Origin of the sequence: uncultured Tateyamaria sp., from assembly GCF_947488715.1 — a bacterium.
GTDB lineage: Bacteria > Pseudomonadota > Alphaproteobacteria > Rhodobacterales > Rhodobacteraceae > Tateyamaria.
Map to the genome: position 1 here is coordinate 22,865 of NZ_CANLAG010000014.1, position 18,210 is coordinate 41,074.

Here is an 18,210-nt window from a genome sequence, read left to right on the forward strand (position 1 = left end):
TCTGCGTGATCTGTGTTAATCTCACTTTATTAAGTGCTGCACATTTTCATCGAATCGTATCGTTCAGGCCATGGTTTCATATGTTTTCGCGGCCCTCGCCGCCCTCTCTCCCACCACTGAAACCGCGTCTGGCGCCGTGCTGGCGTCGTCTCTTGCCGGGCCACAGGTGCGCGAAACCACCCTGACACCCGGCACGCCACCCATGATCACCCTACGCCTCAGGAACCCGACACGCAGCACCGCGTTCGAGGGGATCTACCTGCGCATGAAGTGTGAGGGCGCGGATGGCGCAACCACGCTGACGGTCCTGCTGCGCACCGACGGGCCTGCGGCCGACCGCGCCGCGCGCCTGCCCACGCCTCCCGATTACACCCTGGCACTTGCCGCCCCGCTGGCCCCCCGCACCACGGTGCAGGTGACAGTGCCGCTTGCCGATCACCCCACCCTGTCCACCTGCGCCAAGGCCCGATTGCGCGGCGCCTGGTAACAGGCGCATCCTCCCGTTTTCACCCCACCCGTTCTGTTCCCGATTGCCACCACTCACATTTCAGCCCCCCACAAGACGCATAAACCAAAGAGGTATATCCCATGACCCTGATCCCCGTTGACCTCCCCAGCTTGCCCGGCCTGATCGGCCTGCCGGCGAATGCCACGGTCTCTCTGACCGGATCGCCGGAAATGCTGGTCCTGTCCGACAGCGCTCTGGCCGGGTTCTCGACCGAAATCTCCCCCGCCTTCCTCGTCCTGTCGAGCGGCATCGCCGGTGACGTCACCCAGCCCAACACCGGCGGCAGCCAGGGCACAGACATTGGCGCAAGCGGCGTGACCGACGACACCGTGACCGTGTCGTTCTCCTTTACCGTGCCCGAAGGCTTCACCAGCTTTTCGTTCTCCTTCTCGTTCTTGTCCGAAGAATTCCCCGAATTCGTGGGCTCGCAGTTCAACGACTTCTTCTCGGTGACCGTGGACGGGACAGAGGTGGCGATCGACACCAACGGCAACCCAATCTCGGTCAACAACGACTTCTTCTCGGATACGCTGACACCCACAGGCACGTTCTTTGACGGCCAGACCCCGCCCCTGCAGATCACCACCGAGGTCGAGGCCGGCGCAGAGGTCAACCTGGTGCTCAGCCTCGGCGACGTGGGCGATGGCATCTATGACAGTGCGGCCTTCATCGGCGACTTCACCCTGTCGACCCCGCAGATCGTGTTCCTGCAATTCGACGCGGGCGCGGTCAACATCCCCTATGTGATCGAAGACGAAGAGGGCAACCTCACCTACGCCTTCTCCATCGACCTGCCCGCCTCGGGCCTCAGCGCAGCACAGCGCCAGCAGGTGCTGGATGCGGTCAACGCCATCTACGAAGACTTCAACATCGAGTTCGTTGGCGAAGAACCGGAAAGCGGCGACTTCTCGACCGTGCATGTGGGCGGATCGGTCTCGGACCTGCCCACGGATCTGGGCGCGCCTGCCAACCTCTTTGGTCTGGCCAGCCAGATCGACTATGGCAACGGCGACCTCAATGACGACGCCTTTGTGCTGGCGGACGAGATCCTGACCGGGCTGTTCGATTTCGACGACATCGCCCAACTGGTGCAGGTGATCGCCCACGAGGCCGGACACCTGCTGGGCCTGCGCCACGTGGATGACGAAGACGCGCTGATGTATCCCTTTGCCGACCCCGAGGCGACAAACATCGACGACGAAGACCAGCCCCTGGCCGAAATCAACGATGACGACGTCGTCGAAGCCGTTGGCGGCACCCAGAACAGCTTTGAGGAACTGGTGCGCAACGTGGGCCTCGACGGCGCGGCCCCGCTGGTCGAAAGCGAAAGCTTCTTTGACGCGTTCCTGAACTTCTTCAACTTCTCCGTGTCGCCCGACGTCACCATCTTCAACGCCGTGGCGGTCCTGTTCGTCCCCGCAGAAGACGGCGGCAACCTGATCCTGTCCACAATCCCGCTGGGCAACATCACCGACAGCGGCGCAGGCTTTGTGCTGCCCACGCTGGGCGGCGACCACGTGGCGATCTTTGGCGAAAGCGTGCCGGGCGGCGGCTTTGACAGCGTCCTGACGGATGGCACGGTTACCAACTTCGACTTTGCCACTTTGGGCTTCCAGGGCATGCTCAACCTGATCGGCATCGACCTGGGCCTGATCGGCGATGGCGGCGGCGATGCCAATGGCGGCATGCTGACCTTTGGCACCGTCGCGGAAAACGGCGACATCACCCCCGTCTCGGACGTGGCCGCAACCGTCACCGACGCCACAGACCTGGAGGCGACCGACGGCGCCGACAACCTCACCGGCACATCGCTCGATGACAACATCCTCGGGCTGGGCGGCAATGACGACATCTTTGGCCTGGCGGGCAATGACACGCTCTTGGGCAATGACGGCAATGACGAAATCACCGCAGGCATCGGCGCCGACGTGGCTGACGGGGGCGCGGGCAACGACTCGATCCTCGGCAACAACGGCTTTGACACCCTGAACGGCGGTGGCGACAACGACACCATCAACGGCAATGCGGGCGCGGATGAAATCTCCGGCGGGTCGGGCGACGACTTCCTGATCGGGGGCATCAACTTTGACCTGATCATGGGCGACAGCGGCAACGACTCGTTGTTTGGCCAGGAAGGTCAGGACACGCTCGACGGTGGCACCGGCAACGACGACCTCAACGGCAACTTCGGCTCCGACACCCTGCTGGGTGGCGCGGGCGAGGACACGGCCAATGGCGGCGTGGGCTTTGACTTCATCGACGGGGGCGCGGATGACGACGAGCTCAACGGCAACAACGGCGGCGACACCATCCTCGGTGGCTCCGGCGATGACGTGATCCGTGGCAACGCAGGCGGTGACCGGCTCGATGGTCAGGACGGCAACGACATCCTCGTGGGCGGCATCGGCGCGGACACCTTCGTGCTCAGCTTCGGCAACGATGTGATCCTCGACTTCCAGGACAACATCGACACGATCGAAATCGCGGCGTCGTTCTTTGACGAACCCCCGACCCAACAGGACCTGCTGGACGCCTTTCAGGTGGTCAACGGCAACCTGGTGGCGGTGCTGGACGAAAACAACTCGATCCGCATCAACAACATCACCGATGCCAGCCTGCTGCTGGATGACGTTGTGCTGATCGGCGATCTTCCCTTCTGATCCCACCGGACAGCAGACACCAAAACCAAAACGGGGCGCAGATCACTGCGCCCCGTTTTCATGTCTGCGATGCAAAAACCGCCTATTTCAGCAGGCTCAACAGGTAGGCACCGTAATCGTTCTTGGCAAAGAGCTTGCCGCGCTCTTCGAGGCCCGCGCGGTCGATCCATCCCTGGTCATAGGCGATCTCGTCCGGGCTGCCGGTCTGCAGACCCTGACGCGATTGCAGGGTGCGCACGAAATTGCCCGCATCCAGCAGGCTGGCATGGGTGCCGGTGTCCAGCCAGGCATAGCCGCGGCCCATCTGCTTCACCTTCAACATGCCTTCGTGCAGATACCCTTCGAGCAGGGTGGTGATCTCCAGCTCGCCCCGGTCGGACGGCGTGACCTTGCGCGCGCGTTCGGGCGCATCCCCATCGAGGAAATAAAGCCCCGTCACCGCATAGTTCGACGGCGGCACAGCGGGCTTTTCGATAATCTGGCGGGCATTGCCCTCGGCGTCGAAATCCACCACGCCATAGCGTTCGGGATCCGCCACCCGGTAGCCAAAGACCGTGCCGCCCGTCTCCTGCGCATCCGCCTCGGCCAGCAGGTCAGGCAACCCGTGCCCAAAGAAGATGTTGTCGCCCAGCACCATGGCCGACGGCGCACCATCCAGGAACTCCTCGGCCAACAGATAGGCCTGCGCCAGCCCGTCGGGGCTGGGCTGGACGATATAGGTCAGCGACACGCCCCACTGGCTGCCATCGCCCAGGGCGCGTTTGAACTGGTCCTGATCCTGCGGCGTGGTGATCATCGCGATCTCGCGGATCCCGGCCAGCATCAGAACGCTGAGCGGGTAGTAGATCATCGGCTTGTCATAGACCGGCAGAAGCTGCTTCGAGACCGAAACCGTGATCGGATAAAGCCGCGTGCCAGAGCCGCCCGCGAGGATAATGCCCTTGCGCTGTGTCATGTGTTCAAATCCTTCAAAATATCCTTGAGGCTCGCCTGCCAGTCGGGGCGCGCGATGCCGAATGTGGTTGTGGTCGCGCTGCAATCCATGCGCGAGTTCAGAGGCCGTGTTGCGGGTGTCGGATAGTCTGACGACGGGATGTCCGTCACCGCACAGCTCAGGCCCGCCTGCTCGAAAATGGCGCGGGCAAAATCGGCCCAACTGGTGTCGGGGCCACCGGCAAAATGGTAGACACCCGCCTTGTTAGGCTCTGTTTTGAGGGTCTGCGCGATGGTCAGGCAGGCCTCTGCAATCTCGGCGGCACCGGTGGGTCCGCCGATCTGGTCCGCCACGATGGTCAGCGCGTCCCGTTCCGCGCCAAGGCGCAGCATCGTCTTGACGAAATTGTTGCCATGGGCCGACACGACCCAGGACGTGCGCAGGATCGCCGCCGTGCCGCCTGCAGCCATGATCGCCTGTTCACCGGCCAGCTTGGTGCGCCCATAAGCGCCTTTGGGATCGGTCGGATCGGTGGGTTGCCAAGGGGTCGTGCCGTCGCCCGAAAACACGTAATCCGTCGAAATAGAGACGAATGGCACACCCAAATCGGCACAGGCCCGCGCCATGGCGGCAGGGGCATCGGCGTTGATCGCGTGGGCGGTGGCCTCGTCGTCCTCGGCCTTGTCGACGGCGGTGTAGGCGGCGGCGTTGATGACCGCATCGGGCTTGTGACCCGCGATGGCCTGCGCGCAGGCGGCGGGGTCGGTCAGGTCGGCGGCGGCCCGGTCCAGCGCAGTGATCTGCACCCCCCGCCCCGCCCCGATACCACTGCGCGCGCGCAGCTCGGTCGCGACCTGTCCGTTATGTCCGAAAACCAGAATATCCATCATCGTCCTTTCGCCCCTCTGTCCCGAAACCTTTCGCATGCGAAAGGTTTGCGCCGGGAACTCAGCCTGTGCCCAAACGCGTGCCAACCCCGTCGCGGTCCTGCAGGGCGCGCCACCAGGCTTCGTTGTTCAGATACCATTCCACCGTCAGCGCCAGCCCTTCCTCGACCGTGACCGAAGGCCGCCAGTTGAGTTCGGTCTGCATCCGCGTGGGATCAATCGCATAACGCGCGTCATGACCCGGACGGTCGGTCACAAATGTGATCTGATCGGCGTAGGATTTGCCATCGGCGCGCGGGCGCTTGTCATCGAGGATCGCGCAAAGCGTCTGCACCAGTTCCAGATTGGTGCGCTCGTTCTCGCCACCGATGTTGTAGGACCGGCCCAGCTCGCCTTTTTGCAGCACGGTCAGCAGGGCGTTGGCGTGGTCCTCGACATAAAGCCAGTCACGCACGTTCGACCCGTCGCCATAGATCGGCAGGTCCTTGCCCGCCAGCGCGTTCAGGATGATCACCGGCACCAGCTTTTCCGGGAAGTGAAAGGGACCGTAGTTGTTCGAACAGTTGGTCAGCACGATGGGCAGGCCGTAGGTCTCGCCCCAGGCGCGCACCAGGTGGTCGCTGGCCGCCTTGGACGCCGAATAGGGGCTGCGCGGATCGTAGGGCGTGGATTCGGTGAACTGCCCCTCAGCCCCCAAAGATCCGAACACCTCGTCGGTCGAGATGTGATGGAAGCGGAACGCCTCGAACTGGTCGCGGCCCTGCCAATAGCGGCGCGCGGCCTCGAGCAGGGTATAGGTGCCGGTCACGTTGGTCTGCACAAACGCGCCGGGGCCGTCGATGGACCGGTCCACGTGGCTCTCGGCTGCGAGGTGCATGACCGCGTCGGGCTGATGCGTGTCAAAGATGCGCACCATTGCATCCCAGTCGCAGATATCGGCATGTTCAAACGAATAAAGGTTCGAGGACGCCACCGACGCCACGTTGTCGAGACACGCGGCATAGGTGAGGGCATCCACGTTGATGACCTCGTGCCCCTGCTCCACGGCCTGCCGCACCACGGCGGAGCCGATAAAGCCCGCGCCCCCTGTGACCAGAAGTTTCATGGCTTATCCTTCGTATGTGAATGGCGTGTCGAGATCGGCCAGAAGCGGGGCCACCGCGTCCTTTTCGGACAGGATGGGGTCGCTGACCCCGCCCCAGTCGATGCCGATCTGCGGATCGTCCCAGCGGATCGCGCCCTCGGTCTCGCGGGCGTAATAGTCGGAACATTTATAAATGATTTCGGTATCGGGCGCACGGGTCACAAACCCATGGGCAAAGCCCGCAGGCACCAAGAGCTGCTTGCCATTCTCAAAGCTGAGTTCCGCCCCGAACCACTGCCCATAGGTGGGCGAGCCGCGGCGGATGTCGACGGCCACATCAAAGAGCGCACCCTTGCCGCAGCGCACCAGCTTGTCCTGGGCGTGGGGCGGGGCCTGAAAATGCAGACCCCGGATTGTGCCCACGGCGCTGGACAGCGAATGGTTGTCCTGCACAAAGGGGATGTCGATGCCGTGGCCTGCCAGGCCCTTGGCGCTGTAGCTTTCGGAGAAGAACCCGCGCGCATCACCGAAACGGGCCGGGGTGATGATCACCACACCGGGCAGCGGCGTCTGTTCGATCTGCATGAATGTCGTCCTTAATCACACGTCTGAAATCACGCGGTGCTTAACAAGCGGCCCCTGCCCTGTCCACCACGGGGCCGGGTGCCGCACGGTCGCAGGCAAGCCGATGCTCAAATCACGCGCACCCCAGGCCCGATCATCCGCGTTTGCGCAGCCAGCCCAGGAACGCACGGTCAGGCGCGGTCAGGCGCGGGCTGCCGGAGGCGCGCCACATGGCGTGCCAATCGGCCTGCAGCGCATAGACATCCGCGCCGGGCACCAATGCGCGGGCAGCCTCGAGCGTGTCGGGCGCCAGAACGGGCGGCGGCGCGCTGGCCATGGCCCCGGCCCGCAGGGTGAAGCGGATCATGTCGCCGGGGTCTTCGGACATGTGATAGTCAGGCAGATGATCCGCCGCGATCATGTCGCGCAGCATCTTGCGGAACACCCGGCGCGGGCTGGCCGAGCCGGATTTCTTGAGCAGCGTGTCGACACTGACCCGCCAGGTCGCCTGACGCCCGCAATGTTTGCGCGCCAGTTCATAGACCCGCCGTTCCAGCGGTTTGCGCAGGCGAAAGTAGTCTCTGTTCAGGGTCAAAACCGATTTCGACAGCACCGCCCGATAAAGCCAGTCCGACAGCGTCACCCGCACCGACATCATCCGCCCCCCCTTGGACCGGCGCACGATCTGCCAACTGTCGATCAGGCCAAAACCGGTTGTGACCTCTTCGCCCCCGGTCTCGAGATTGGTGGTGATGCGGGTGCCCGCCAGCCGCTCGAACGCCTCTCGCAGGCGGGCATAGCCATCGCCCGAGGTCTCGCGGTTGGTCGCCACCATCAGGTCATGGGCGCGCAGGTGCAGCACACGGGCCACGTCGCGCCCGGCGTTCACCGCCACCATCAACTGGCTGATGCAATAGATCAGGATGTCCTTGTCATGGATCGTGGCGCGGCCCCGCACGCTTGGGGTCACGGTGACATGGGTGCCATTGTGGTCATAGGTCAGGATGCGCCGGTCGGGCCGGGTCGACAGCGAGAACATCGGGTGTTCCATGCTGCCCAGATCATCCTTGGGCGGCGCGTCGAACACGTCGCACAGAAAGAAATCCCCAGTGGGATGGTGATCGGGCAAAAGCCCGCCTGCCCCAGATGTCACTGCCATGTGCCTGCCCTCGTGATCCATTCACCCCGGTCTTGGCGCCGGTGGTTTGTCGAAGAATCGGGTTCGTGGTTTCGTTGACGCCCACCCTAAAGTTATCCACAGGCTGCGTCCATCACGGTGGCGCGCCCCATCGGGGGTTCAGAGTCGGTCTTTCGGGGGAGCAGAGTCGCCTGCACGTGGTTTCAGAGTCGCCTCCCCTCGTGAAAAACCGCGCAAGCCTTTGCAAAGCCGCGATTTTCAGGACGCGCCCGGATACCTTAACGTATAATAACACCAATTAACTGGATAAAAGGCCGCCTCACTGGCAGGCTACAGCGTCAGAGCCCAAGGATTTCCTGAGAATATGGGGGAAAATCCGGGGCGATCTCCTCAAAATCATTCCATGTCACATGTTTTTAGGTATGATGCCGAAAAAGCGTCACATGAAGGCATATCCGGCATGAGCAGTGAAGCGCCCCCCCTGCCCCCTTATTTCAACATCGACCCAGATCAGGCCTTGGCCGCTCTGGGGCCTGCCACGGATGTGGGTGGGTTTGCGGCCCTGGCCGAGGCCTGCGGACGTGGGCGCACCGATCTGGCGAGCCGGGGATTGAACGAAGGGGGCGACCGGACCCTGCGCCTGTTTTCCACGTGGGAGATCACCCGCTATCTGATCCCAGTGGCGCCTGCGCATTTCCGCCGTGTGCTGCGTCAGAACCCCGACCTGCCCCAGGGGACGTCAGAGACCGCCGGGGGGGCCAAGTGGTTCACCCTGGATGAGGTGCTGCGGCTGCGGGCGCATTTCAGCGATGCGGGGTCCAAGGCCAAGGAGTACCGCCCCTACCGGCCCGAGGGGCTGGCGGCCAAGATGGTGGCGGTGGCGAATTTCAAAGGTGGTGTGGGCAAGACCAGCACGGCGGCGCATCTGGCGATGTCGGCGGCACTGGATGGCTACAAGGTGCTGGTGATTGATCTGGACAGTCAGGGGTCGATGACGTCGATCTTTGGCGGGCAGGTTGCGGATGAATGGCAGACGGTGTTCCCGCTGCTGGCGCGGCACTACGGGACGCATATGCAGGCCGAGAACCAGGCACGGCAGGCCCGCGGCGAGGACCCTGTGCCGCTGGACGATACGCTGAGCGAGGCGATGGGGCTGCGGGCGCAGGATCTGGTGCAAAAGACGCATTGGCCCAACATTGACCTGCTGGGCGCGCAGCTGAACCTCTATTGGGCCGAGTTTCAGATCCCCGTCTGGCGGATGCAGGGGCGGTCGTGGAAGCTGTGGGATGCGCTGTCGGAGACGCTGGCGGCGGATGGGGTGCTGGAGGACTATGATCTGGTGTTCCTCGATACGCCGCCGGCGCTGGGGTATCTGACGATCAACGGGCTGTCGGCGGCGGATATTCTGCTGGTGCCTTTGGGGGCGTCGTTCCTGGAATTCGACTCTACGGGGCGGTTTTTCGATATGCTGCATTCGACATTTGCCAGCATCGAAGAGGCAGAGAACATGGCCGCGCGGGCGCTGGGACGGGCGGGCGTGTCGTTTGAGTGGGACGCGGTGCGGGCGGTGCTGACCCGCTATGACGCCAGCCAGCAGGCGGAACTGGGTGCGTTGATGCAGGCCTATCTGGGCGACGCGCTGTCGCCGCACCGGCAGGATTTTACCGCGCTGATCGGGCAGGCCGGTGAGCAGGTGAATGGCATCTACGAGGCCGATTACCGCGATTTCAACCGCGAGACCTATGTGCGGGGGCGTGACACGTTCGACCAGACCTATGCCGCGTTCAAGCGGCTGCTGGTGGGGGTCTGGCGGCGCGAAGAAATAGAGACAAACAAGGGGGAATGACATGGCAAAGCGCAAGAGATTGAGCCCTGCGGTGGGTCTGGGTGCGGAACCATCCGGCGCGGCCGACACGGGCGCCCGCCCCCCGATTGCTCGCATTGCCGGGGATGCGGCGACGGCGGCGGCCTTTGATGCGGTGCGCGGCGAATTGGAGGACGCGCAGCAGTCGGGCCGGTTGGTCATGCAGCTGCCGCTGGAGGCGATTGACCCCGCCTATCTGATCCGCGACCGGATCGAGATGGCCCCTGACGACATGGAAAGCCTCAAGCACAGCCTGGCGCGGCGCGGCCAGCAAACCCCGATCGAGGTGGTGGATCTGGGCGGCGGTCACTACGGGCTGATCTCGGGCGCGCGGCGTCTGAAGGCGCTGGAGCAATTGCAGATCGAGACGGGTGAGGCGCGTTTTGGCCTTGTACAGGCTCTGATCCGGTCGCCTGCGGACCGGGCCGACACCTATATCGCCATGATCGAGGAAAACGAGATCCGGGCCGACCTGTCCTATTACGAGCGCGCGCGGATTGCGTTCAAAGCGGTGGAGGCCGGCGCCTTTGACAGTCCCAAAGCGGCTTTGCAGGGTCTGTTTGCAGGGGTCAGTTTCTCGAAGCGGTCCAAGATCAAGACGTTCATGGCGCTGGTCCCGCCCCTGGATGCGGTGCTGCGGTTCCCCGCACAGCTGAGCGAGCGTCAGGGTCTGGCGCTGGCCAAGGCGCTAGCGGACTTTCCGCAGCTGGAAGGACAGTTGCGCGATGTGCTGGCGCAATCGGTGCCCACCACCGCCACAGAAGAGGCGGACCTGATCGAGCAGGCGATCAAACTGTCAAAAGCAGAGCCTAAAAAGGACGATGCGCCCCCTGCCCCCGTGGTCACGGACGTGGCCTGGGACATCCGGATGTCGTCGCGCAACGGGCGTGTGGTGCTGGAAGGGGCCGGGGTGACCGAGACCTTTATCAAACGGCTGGAGGCGACGCTGCGCCGGGGGGAATGACCCCCATTTAGACCTATGCTGAGTTCGCAAGAAAGACCTTTCGCGTGCGAAAGGTTTGTGAACAAACCCCTAACGGAGCGCCCGCCCGCCTAAGGCATCGGTAACCGGTTTGACCTAGCGTCCCGGCTTGCCTTTTGCCCTGTCGGAGCCCGTTCCATGACCCAATCCTCGCTCATCCTTGGCCTGCCCTATATCCAGCCGTCGCAGGCCCAAAAGCATGTGACCCACAACGAGGCCCTGCGGGTGCTGGACGCGCTGGTGCAGCTGGTCGTTGCGGCACGTGACCTGTCCCTGCCCCCGGCGGGCGTGGAGGCGGCCGAACGGTTCCTGGTGGCGTCACCGGGACAGGGCGCATGGGCGGGCCATGACAATGAGATCGCCGTCTATGATGGCACCACCTGGACATTCGTGACCCCGCAGGAAGGCTGGAGCGCCTATGTCACCGCCGATGGCGCGCAGGTGGTCTATGACGGCACCAACTGGTTGGCGCGCGATGTGACGGCGGTCGACAGCCTGGGCATCAATGCCAGTTCGGACCTGTTCAACCGCCTGTCTGTGTCATCGGATGCTGTCCTGCTGAACCATGCGGGCGGCAATCACCAGCTCAAGATCAACAAGGCCGCCGCCACGGACACCGGCAGCCTGCTGTTCCAGACCGGGTTTTCAGGCCGGGCGGAAATGGGGATCTCGGGGAATGACGATTTTTCCATCAAGGTCAGCGCCAATGGCAGCGGCTGGACCGAGGCGCTGCGCATCGATGCGGCCAGCGGCACGGTCACCCTGCCCCAATCGGCCTGGCGCGAGATGCTGTCCGGCCCCCGCACCTATTACGTGGACCCCGCACAAGGCAGTGACGCCGGTGACGGGCTGTCGGCGGGGGCCGGGGCCTTTGCCAGCCTCGCCCATGCGGTTGCGCAGGCGCAGACAGTGGATGCAGGCGGTCATGCGGTGACGATCCAGCTTGCGGACGGCACCTATAGCTTTGGCACGCCTCTGGTGCTGGATGCGGCGGTGGTGGGCGCGCCGCGCCTGGTGATCCAGGGCAACATGGCCAACCCCGATCAGGTGGTCATGGCCGGGGATGACGAGGTGTTCGAGGTGACGCGCGGTGTGGTTGCCCTGCGCGGTATGCGGTTGCAGAACACCAGCGGCGGGCGGCCCACGGTGGCGGCGTCGGACCGGGGCAGTGTGGTGCTGGATACGGTGGATTTCGGTGTGGCGGGTGGCCATCTGAGCGCGGTCGAGAACGGATCGCTGGTGCTGGAGGGGCCCTGTACGCTGTCGGGCAACGCCAAGTATTTCGTCAAGGTGACCGAGGGCGGGTCCGCCCGGATGCGGTTGCAGACCGTGACCCTGACGGGGACCCCGCATTTTGCGTCGTCCTTTATCATCTGTGCGCGGTGCAGCGTGGCGCAGATGTCGTCGCTGACCTTTGTGGGCACGGCCACGGGGCGGCGGTATCTGGCGTCGGACAATGCGGTCATCACCACCAATGGCGGCGGGGCCAATTACTTTCCCGGCGATGTGGTGGGGACTTTGGACGGCGGTGGGCGCTACGACTGAGCGCGCCCGGAGGCGGGATGCCCCCCGGCAAGAGGGGGGCACGCCATATGTCTTTGGACCCGCTTAGAGGAAGGTGAAGGTGAGGTCGTCCAGCAGTTGCTCGCCGTCTGTGTAGCCATTGATCTGCAGGCTGGTGCCGGCGTCGAGTGTCACCACGAGGTTCCCGTTCACCACGGTCACAAAGTCCAGCAGGTCGACATCGTTGGGGTCGTTGCCCTGCAGCAGGGCCTGATCGACGATCAGCGCATCGACGTTGTTCTGGAAGTCCTGGATGATGTCGTTGCCGCCGGTATAGACAAACGTATCAGCCCCGATCCCACCGTTCAGGATGTCGTTGCCGCTGCCGCCATGCAGCGTGTCGTTGCCGGCATTGCCGCGCAGCACGTCCGCGCCGCTGCCGCCCTCGAGGCTGTCGCGGCCATTGCCGCCGTTGAGCTGGTCGTTGTTGCTGCCGCCATCCAGGGTGTCGTTGTTGATCCCACCGTTGAGCGTGTCGTTGCCCGCGCCGCCCAGCATGTTGTCGGCGCCCGCGTTGCCGTTCAGCAGGTCGTTGCCGGTGCCGCCGTCCAGCGTGTCAAAGCCCGACTGGCCGTTGAGCGTGTCATTGCCCGCGTCGCCGTTGAGCGTGTCGAGGCCCAGGCCACCGTTCAGCAGGTCGTCGTTGTCGCCGCCATTGAGCAGGTCAAAGCCGTTGTTGCCGTTCAGGGTGTCGTTGCCAGCGCCGCCCGACAGTTCGTCGAACCCGTCCGCGCCTGTGATGCTGTCGTTGCCGTCGCCGCCGTCCACGGTGTCGAACCCGATGCCGCCCAGCACGGTGTCATTGCCGCCGCCTGCTGCGATGTCGTCGCTGCCACCAAAGCCCGAGATCGTGTCATCCCCGGCGGTGCCGGTCAGGGTGCCGTCATCCTCGGGGGTGCCGTCGATCACGTCGCCGGGTGTGGGCGGTGCTGTGGGCACGTTTGCGGCCAGTTGCGTCAGGCTGAAGCTCTGATCCGCGAAGGTGAAGATTTCGAAGGCGCTGGCCAGCACGGTGCCAAAGGCACCGGTGAGCGTGGCCAGGGTGCCCACGACCGACCCGGAGGTGATCTGGTTGAAGTTGAAGTCGAAGACCAGGTTGTCGCTGCCTGCGCCGCCGTTGAGCGTGTCGTTGCCTTCGGAGGCGTTCACGGTGTCGTTGCCGCCGCCAGTCTGCACGTCGTTGTCGGCCGCGTTGGTGGTGACTGCGTCATTGCCGCTGCCGGTGATCAGGTTCTCGATCTCGGCGCCGAGCGCGATGGCCACGTTGCTGATCAGGCCACCCACATTCGAGAAGGTGCCGGGGTTGAGGTCGATCACCTGGTTGTTGGTGTCATAGCTGAGGTCGAGCAGGTCAGTGCCGCCCTCGTCGTAGATGGTGAAGGCGCCGGGGTTGCCGGTGTAGACGCTCGAAGGCGTGCCGCTGACGGCGGTGGCGAACACCTCGTCCATGTAGTTGCCCAGGTTGCTGTTTGCGCCATAGGTCGTGTCACCCGCCGTGGCCCCGCCCTCGGCCGCGCCATAGAGGTTCTGGACCGCGAGGATATCGACCATCTGGGCGGTCAGGTTCTCTGCGTCGCTGGCATCCGTGGTCGGGTTCTCACTGTTCTGGAAATAGGACATGATCGACAGCTGCAGGCTGTCATTGGCAAAGGTGGCGTCGTTCGCGTAATTCGCCGAGCCGTTGTAGTCGCCCTGGTGGCCGAGCCCCAGCGCGTGGCCGATTTCGTGGATGTAGGTGGAGAAGCTGTAGCTGTCGAGCGTGGTGCCGTATTGGGTCAGCCATGCGGTCGAGACGTTCACCAGCGAGCTGGTGGTGATGCCACCCGAGGCGGTGTAGCTGGAATAGGCACCGCTGTCGCTGTCGATGAATTCCAGATCCTCGCCAAAGGTCACTTCGACAAACTCGATATTGGCGACCATTTCCCAGGCTTCGAACGCCCAGCGGGCCAGCTGCTGGCCTTCGGCGGTCAGGCTGGTGATGTTGACGGTGATCACGTTGCTGGCCGATACGGCGGCGTTGAAGAACACGTGGCGGCTTTCGCCGTCTTCGTTCCAGTGGCCGTCGGTCAGGTAGTCGGCCATCTCGTCATAGGTGCCGACGGGGGGCGGGGGCGGTGCGGTGCCAGCCGACACGGTGATCGCATAGCCACCGGTTTCGTTGCCCGAGTACGTGTCCGCGACCACATAGGCCACGCCGGTATAGGTGGCCGTCCACACAAACAGCGACGACAGGCCCGGACCGCTGTCATCATCGGTCAGCAGGACGGAGTTGTTGCTGTCCAGCAGGCCCGTGAAGGGGTCGTTGATTGCGTTGGGGCCGTTGCCTGTCAGGGCCACTTCGTAGGTGGTGCCAGCCACGACGTTCAGCCCGACAAAGTCAAAGTCGCCGTTCAGGTTGCCCAGGAATGTGTCGCCCACGTTGATGATGTAGGGGGTGCTCAGATCGCCGGGGGCGTCGATGCTTTCGGTGATGGTGGCGTTGATCGCAGAGGCGTCGTCTGTTGGCGCCCCGGCCTCGACCAGGTCTGTCAGGGTGGGATTTTTGGCGTCCGTCAGGTGTCGCGCAGGGTCAAAGGTGCGAGTGGCGGAACAAATAGTACACATAACAAAAATCCATTCTTGGGGGCGTGATGCAACTTATAGCGGCAAGTCCGTGGTCTTCAAAAGGGCCTTTAGCAGCATATCCTGCTCGCGGCCCCCGATCTTTTTGTCGCGTGTCCCGGCAGTCACAGACGGTCCGGTGACCGTGTTTGTGCCCGTGTCCGTGCGTGTCCCGCCCCCCAGATTTTGCGTCCAGACCAGCGCCCCGGTCAGGGCTGTGCCGGTGACCCGTGACAGGCGCAGGGTCAGCCGCCGGGCGCCGTCCGGGGCAGGGGACAGGGTAAACTGCTGATCGGGGTGGCGTTGGCGCAGGGCCGTGTGCAGCCTGTCGCAAAGTGCGGCGTGCAGGGCCGCATCCCCCGCCCCCTCGCATGTCACCGTGACGGGGCTGGCGGTGCCGGCCCCCATGCCCAGGCTGGGTGTCGCCGCCCAGAGCGGGCCAATTGAAAGCAGGCCCATGGCCCGTGTGAGAACGGTACGTCGTGTCATCATGCCCAAACCTTAACGCATCCGGGGGGCTGATGCACAGGGGCGTTTGACGCAGTCCTTCCCCCCTGAAACCCGCAATGCCTGTGAAAAAATCGTTATTTTTCAATGCTTTATTTTAGGTCGATGTGCCCACAACCTATAGATTTTTCAGGGATTTCCTTACTATGGCCATAATGCCCACGCCGCGCGTTAACACCTGCCTGCCATGACTGTCCGTGGGTAGAGTGATGGTGAGTTTACATGACGCAGGTTGCGTTCAACCACGTGGCGACGGTGCAGGATGGGAACAATATGTTCCTGACGGGCGTCACGGATATGATTGTTGCGGAGACGTCGCAGGGGCCGGTTCTATATACCGTGGCCCGCTTTGGCGGAGGCGACCTTGTTGCCTACCGGATCAATGCCAACGGATCGCTGACCCAGATCGACACCCAGACATTGCCCGGCGGTGCCCAGGCCGGGGCCATCAACAGCCTTGCGCTGGTGGATGACGGGGCAGGGGGCCAGGACCTGTTGGTGACGGGGGTGAACAACACCGGCCTGTACCGGGTCGAACTGAGTGCGGCGGGCGGCATGTCGGCGCCTGCGCCGATCACGGGGGCGGCGATGCCCGCGACCCTGCTGGACAGCACGGCAGTGGTGGTGAACGGCACGACCTACATCTATTCCATCGACCGTGGCAGCGACGAGATCGGCATCTGGTCGGTGAACGGCAACGGGTCGGTGTCGATGGTGCGCGACGGCGGCAACGGCAATGCGGGGGTCGTGGGCCTGACATCGCTGGAACAGGCCGCGGTTGGCAACACCACCTATCTTGTGGCCGCCTCTGGGGCGGACAATGCGCTGATCACCTACCGGCTGAACAATGCCGGTGTGGCGATCGAGGTGGACCGGATTTCCAACGAGGACGAAGTCGGCATCGGCGGGGCCAGCGTGGTCGAGACCGTCACGGTTGCGGGCCAAGTCTATGCCATTCTGGGGGCTGCGGGCAGTGGCACCCTGAGTGTGGCGGCGATTGCGGACAATGGCACGCTGACCCTGACGGATCACGTGATGGACACGCTGCACACCCGCTTTGCCGGGGTGCATGACATTGCGACCGTGACCCATGGGGGCCGCGCCTATGTGGCGGCGGCGGGCAGTGATGACGGGATCACCCTCTACGAGATGATGCCTGATGGCCGGTTGCGCCATATGGGTACGGTCGAGGATGCGGTGAACACCACGCTGGACGCGGTGTCCGCGCTGAGCCTGACAGTGGTGAACGGGGCGCTGCATGTGGCGGTGAGTTCGGCCAGCGAGGCCGGTTTGACCATATTCAGTGTCGATATTGGTGCCATGGCCAGCCCGATCACCGGGGGTGCGAATGCCCAGACCCTGACCGGTGGGGCGGGCGATGACCTGATTGATGGCGGCGCGGGCAATGACCTGCTGCGCGGCGAGGGCGGCGACGATGTGCTGATTGATGGCGCAGGCAGCGACACGCTGTGGGGCGGGGCCGGGGCGGATGTGTTTGTGCTGTCCGGGGATGGCGCGCGGGATGTGATCAACGACTTTGACATCACCCGCGACACGCTCGATCTGTCGGACTGGCCGCTGTTGCGCTATGCCAGCCAGTTGACTTTTTCCACCCGCAGCGACGGCATCACCATTCGGTTCGGTGACGAAGAGCTGGTGATCCGCACCGCCAATGGCCAGCCGCTGAGCGCGCAGGACATTCTGGCCCTCGACCTGATCGGGCAGTCGCGGTTTCTGCCGGACTGGCAGTTGCCCTATGACGACACACCGGACCCTGATCCCGATCCGACGCCTGACCCTGATCCTGATCCCACACCGGATCCGGACCCTGATCCCGTGCCGGACCCGGACCCCGATCCAACGCCTGACCCGGACCCCGATCCAACGCCTGACCCTGATCCCGATCCAACGCCCGATCCGGACCCCGATCCTGATCCGACGCCTGATCCTGATCCCGTGCCCGGCCCTGCGCCCTCGCAGAACCTGATGGGCACCAATGCCGCTGACACGCTGGTGGGGGACACCGGCAACGACACGCTGACCGGGTTGAACCAGAACGACGAGCTGTCGGGCATGGGCGGTGATGACACGCTGGATGGCGGTGCAGGCGACGACGTGCTGCGCGGCAATGCGGGCGGCGACCTGATCACCGGCGGTGACGGTGACGACAGCATCTGGGGTGGCACCGGGTTCGACACGATCAACGGTTTGGCCGGAGACGACAGCATCTGGGGCGGCGACGGGTTCGACGTGGCCGGTGGTGGTGACGGCAACGACCTGCTGGTGGGCAACAACGGTGCTGACCTGCTCTATGGTGACAATGGCAACGACACGCTGAACGGCGGGCTGAACGCGGACACGCTGGCGGGGGGCAACGGCAATGACGTGCTGTCCGGCAGCGCAGGCAGCGATGATCTGCGCGGCAATGCGGGCAATGACCAGTTGGACGGCAATGCGGGCGCCGACATCCTGAACGGGGGTCACAACAACGACACGCTGAACGGCGGCATCAACCACGACACCCTGATCGGCGGGTCGGGCAATGACCGGCTGAATGGTAATAATGGCGCCGACAGCCTGATGGGGGACGGCGGCAACGACACGCTGGCAGGCAATGCGGGCCACGACACGCTGGATGGCGGCGGGGCGGACGACTACCTGTTCGGCGGTATCGGCGCGGATACGTTCATCTTCAACAGTGGCGATGACGAGATCGCGGATTTCCAGAACAACATCGACACGCTGGTCCTGGACCGCGCCCTGTGGGGCGGTGGTGGCATGAGCGTGAATGCCCTGAGCCAGTTTGCCGAGGTGGTGAACGGCGATCTGGTGCTGGATTTCGGGGGCGGCAACAGCCTGACCCTGAACGGGATCACCAGCCTGAACGTGCTGAACGGCGATCTGGATTTCATCTAAGC

The 18,210-nt window shown here is 64.0% G+C and carries 13 protein-coding genes; 6 read left to right on the forward strand and 7 right to left on the reverse strand.

The features are described from left to right. Nucleotides 1-70: 70 nt before the first annotated feature. Both Q0936_RS19855 and Q0936_RS19860 read left to right on the forward strand, forming a co-directional pair. A complete protein-coding gene (locus tag Q0936_RS19855) occupies nt 71-487 on the forward strand; it encodes a hypothetical protein (protein WP_299296450.1) in 417 nt (138 codons plus the stop codon). A 101-nt stretch (nt 488-588) separates the two neighbouring features. Next, nucleotides 589-3,168: a choice-of-anchor L domain-containing protein gene (locus tag Q0936_RS19860; RefSeq protein WP_299296453.1), complete on the forward strand. Its 2,580-nt coding sequence runs from the start codon at nt 589-591 to the stop codon at nt 3,166-3,168. An 82-nt stretch (nt 3,169-3,250) separates the two neighbouring features. On the opposite strand, the gene rfbA is transcribed toward Q0936_RS19860, so the two are convergent. The 5 genes from rfbA to Q0936_RS19885 form a co-directional block, all read right to left on the reverse strand. Continuing rightward, nucleotides 3,251-4,123, reverse strand: coding sequence for a glucose-1-phosphate thymidylyltransferase RfbA (gene rfbA / locus Q0936_RS19865; RefSeq protein ID WP_299146568.1), 873 nt, complete (start codon nt 4,121-4,123; stop codon nt 3,251-3,253). Further along, a complete protein-coding gene (gene rfbD / locus Q0936_RS19870; protein WP_299378420.1) occupies nt 4,120-4,989 on the reverse strand; it encodes a dTDP-4-dehydrorhamnose reductase in 870 nt (289 codons plus the stop codon). Before rfbD ends, rfbA begins: the two co-directional genes overlap by 4 nt. A gap of 61 nt (nt 4,990-5,050) precedes the next feature. After that, entirely contained in the window at nt 5,051-6,094 is a 1,044-nt protein-coding gene (gene rfbB, locus Q0936_RS19875; RefSeq protein WP_299378380.1) for a dTDP-glucose 4,6-dehydratase, read from the reverse strand. A 3-nt stretch (nt 6,095-6,097) separates the two neighbouring features. After that, nucleotides 6,098-6,658: a dTDP-4-dehydrorhamnose 3,5-epimerase gene (gene rfbC, locus Q0936_RS19880; protein ID WP_299146566.1), complete on the reverse strand. Its 561-nt coding sequence runs from the start codon at nt 6,656-6,658 to the stop codon at nt 6,098-6,100. Nucleotides 6,659-6,791: 133 nt separating this feature from the next. Then, on the reverse strand, nt 6,792-7,796 hold the full coding sequence (locus tag Q0936_RS19885; RefSeq protein ID WP_299146565.1) for a replication initiator protein A: 1,005 nt from the start codon (nt 7,794-7,796) through the stop codon (nt 6,792-6,794). 439 nt (nt 7,797-8,235) lie between these two features. On the opposite strand from Q0936_RS19885, the gene Q0936_RS19890 reads away from it, so the two are divergent. The 3 genes from Q0936_RS19890 to Q0936_RS19900 all read left to right on the forward strand — a co-directional run bounded on the left by Q0936_RS19890 (nt 8,236) and on the right by Q0936_RS19900 (nt 12,166). Next, nucleotides 8,236-9,621 carry an AAA family ATPase gene (locus Q0936_RS19890; RefSeq protein ID WP_299146564.1) on the forward strand — a complete coding sequence of 462 codons (1,386 nt, stop codon included), beginning with the start codon at nt 8,236-8,238 and terminating at the stop codon, nt 9,619-9,621. A 1-nt stretch (nt 9,622) separates the two neighbouring features. Beyond that, complete coding sequence (locus Q0936_RS19895; protein ID WP_299378382.1) at nt 9,623-10,603, forward strand: ParB N-terminal domain-containing protein; 981 nt, start codon at nt 9,623-9,625, stop codon at nt 10,601-10,603. Nucleotides 10,604-10,759: 156 nt separating this feature from the next. Further along, nucleotides 10,760-12,166, forward strand: a complete 1,407-nt coding sequence (locus tag Q0936_RS19900) for a DUF2793 domain-containing protein (RefSeq protein ID WP_299146562.1) — start codon at nt 10,760-10,762, stop codon at nt 12,164-12,166. A gap of 63 nt (nt 12,167-12,229) precedes the next feature. Here Q0936_RS19900 and Q0936_RS19905 read toward each other — a convergent pair whose 3' ends face one another. Further along, the gene (locus tag Q0936_RS19905; protein ID WP_299378384.1) at nt 12,230-14,788 is read right to left on the reverse strand and encodes a M10 family metallopeptidase; all 2,559 of its coding nucleotides are present in this window, start codon (nt 14,786-14,788) and stop codon (nt 12,230-12,232) included. 33 nt (nt 14,789-14,821) lie between these two features. Then, on the reverse strand, nt 14,822-15,277 hold the full coding sequence (locus tag Q0936_RS19910; RefSeq protein WP_299378387.1) for a hypothetical protein: 456 nt from the start codon (nt 15,275-15,277) through the stop codon (nt 14,822-14,824). Between the two features lie 237 nt (nt 15,278-15,514). Between Q0936_RS19910 and Q0936_RS19915 the strand changes: the two genes are divergently transcribed. Then, nucleotides 15,515-18,208 carry a calcium-binding protein gene (locus Q0936_RS19915; protein ID WP_299378390.1) on the forward strand — a complete coding sequence of 898 codons (2,694 nt, stop codon included), beginning with the start codon at nt 15,515-15,517 and terminating at the stop codon, nt 18,206-18,208. Nucleotides 18,209-18,210 lie beyond the last annotated feature (2 nt).

What these genes read in the sequence shown, in the direction of transcription:
- Q0936_RS19855 (WP_299296450.1), top strand. Translation starts at nt 71, where the DNA reads ATGGTTTCATATGTTTTCGCGGCCCTCGCCGCCCTCTCTCCCACCACT.
- Q0936_RS19860 (WP_299296453.1), top strand. Translation starts at nt 589, where the DNA reads ATGACCCTGATCCCCGTTGACCTCCCCAGCTTGCCCGGCCTGATCGGC.
- rfbA (WP_299146568.1), bottom strand. Translation starts at nt 4,123, where the DNA reads ATGACACAGCGCAAGGGCATTATCCTCGCGGGCGGCTCTGGCACGCGG.
- rfbD (WP_299378420.1), bottom strand. Translation starts at nt 4,989, where the DNA reads ATGGATATTCTGGTTTTCGGACATAACGGACAGGTCGCGACCGAGCTG.
- rfbB (WP_299378380.1), bottom strand. Translation starts at nt 6,094, where the DNA reads ATGAAACTTCTGGTCACAGGGGGCGCGGGCTTTATCGGCTCCGCCGTG.
- rfbC (WP_299146566.1), bottom strand. Translation starts at nt 6,658, where the DNA reads ATGCAGATCGAACAGACGCCGCTGCCCGGTGTGGTGATCATCACCCCG.
- Q0936_RS19885 (WP_299146565.1), bottom strand. Translation starts at nt 7,796, where the DNA reads ATGGCAGTGACATCTGGGGCAGGCGGGCTTTTGCCCGATCACCATCCC.
- Q0936_RS19890 (WP_299146564.1), top strand. Translation starts at nt 8,236, where the DNA reads ATGAGCAGTGAAGCGCCCCCCCTGCCCCCTTATTTCAACATCGACCCA.
- Q0936_RS19895 (WP_299378382.1), top strand. Translation starts at nt 9,623, where the DNA reads ATGGCAAAGCGCAAGAGATTGAGCCCTGCGGTGGGTCTGGGTGCGGAA.
- Q0936_RS19900 (WP_299146562.1), top strand. Translation starts at nt 10,760, where the DNA reads ATGACCCAATCCTCGCTCATCCTTGGCCTGCCCTATATCCAGCCGTCG.
- Q0936_RS19905 (WP_299378384.1), bottom strand. Translation starts at nt 14,788, where the DNA reads ATGTGTACTATTTGTTCCGCCACTCGCACCTTTGACCCTGCGCGACAC.
- Q0936_RS19910 (WP_299378387.1), bottom strand. Translation starts at nt 15,277, where the DNA reads ATGATGACACGACGTACCGTTCTCACACGGGCCATGGGCCTGCTTTCA.
- Q0936_RS19915 (WP_299378390.1), top strand. Translation starts at nt 15,515, where the DNA reads ATGACGCAGGTTGCGTTCAACCACGTGGCGACGGTGCAGGATGGGAAC.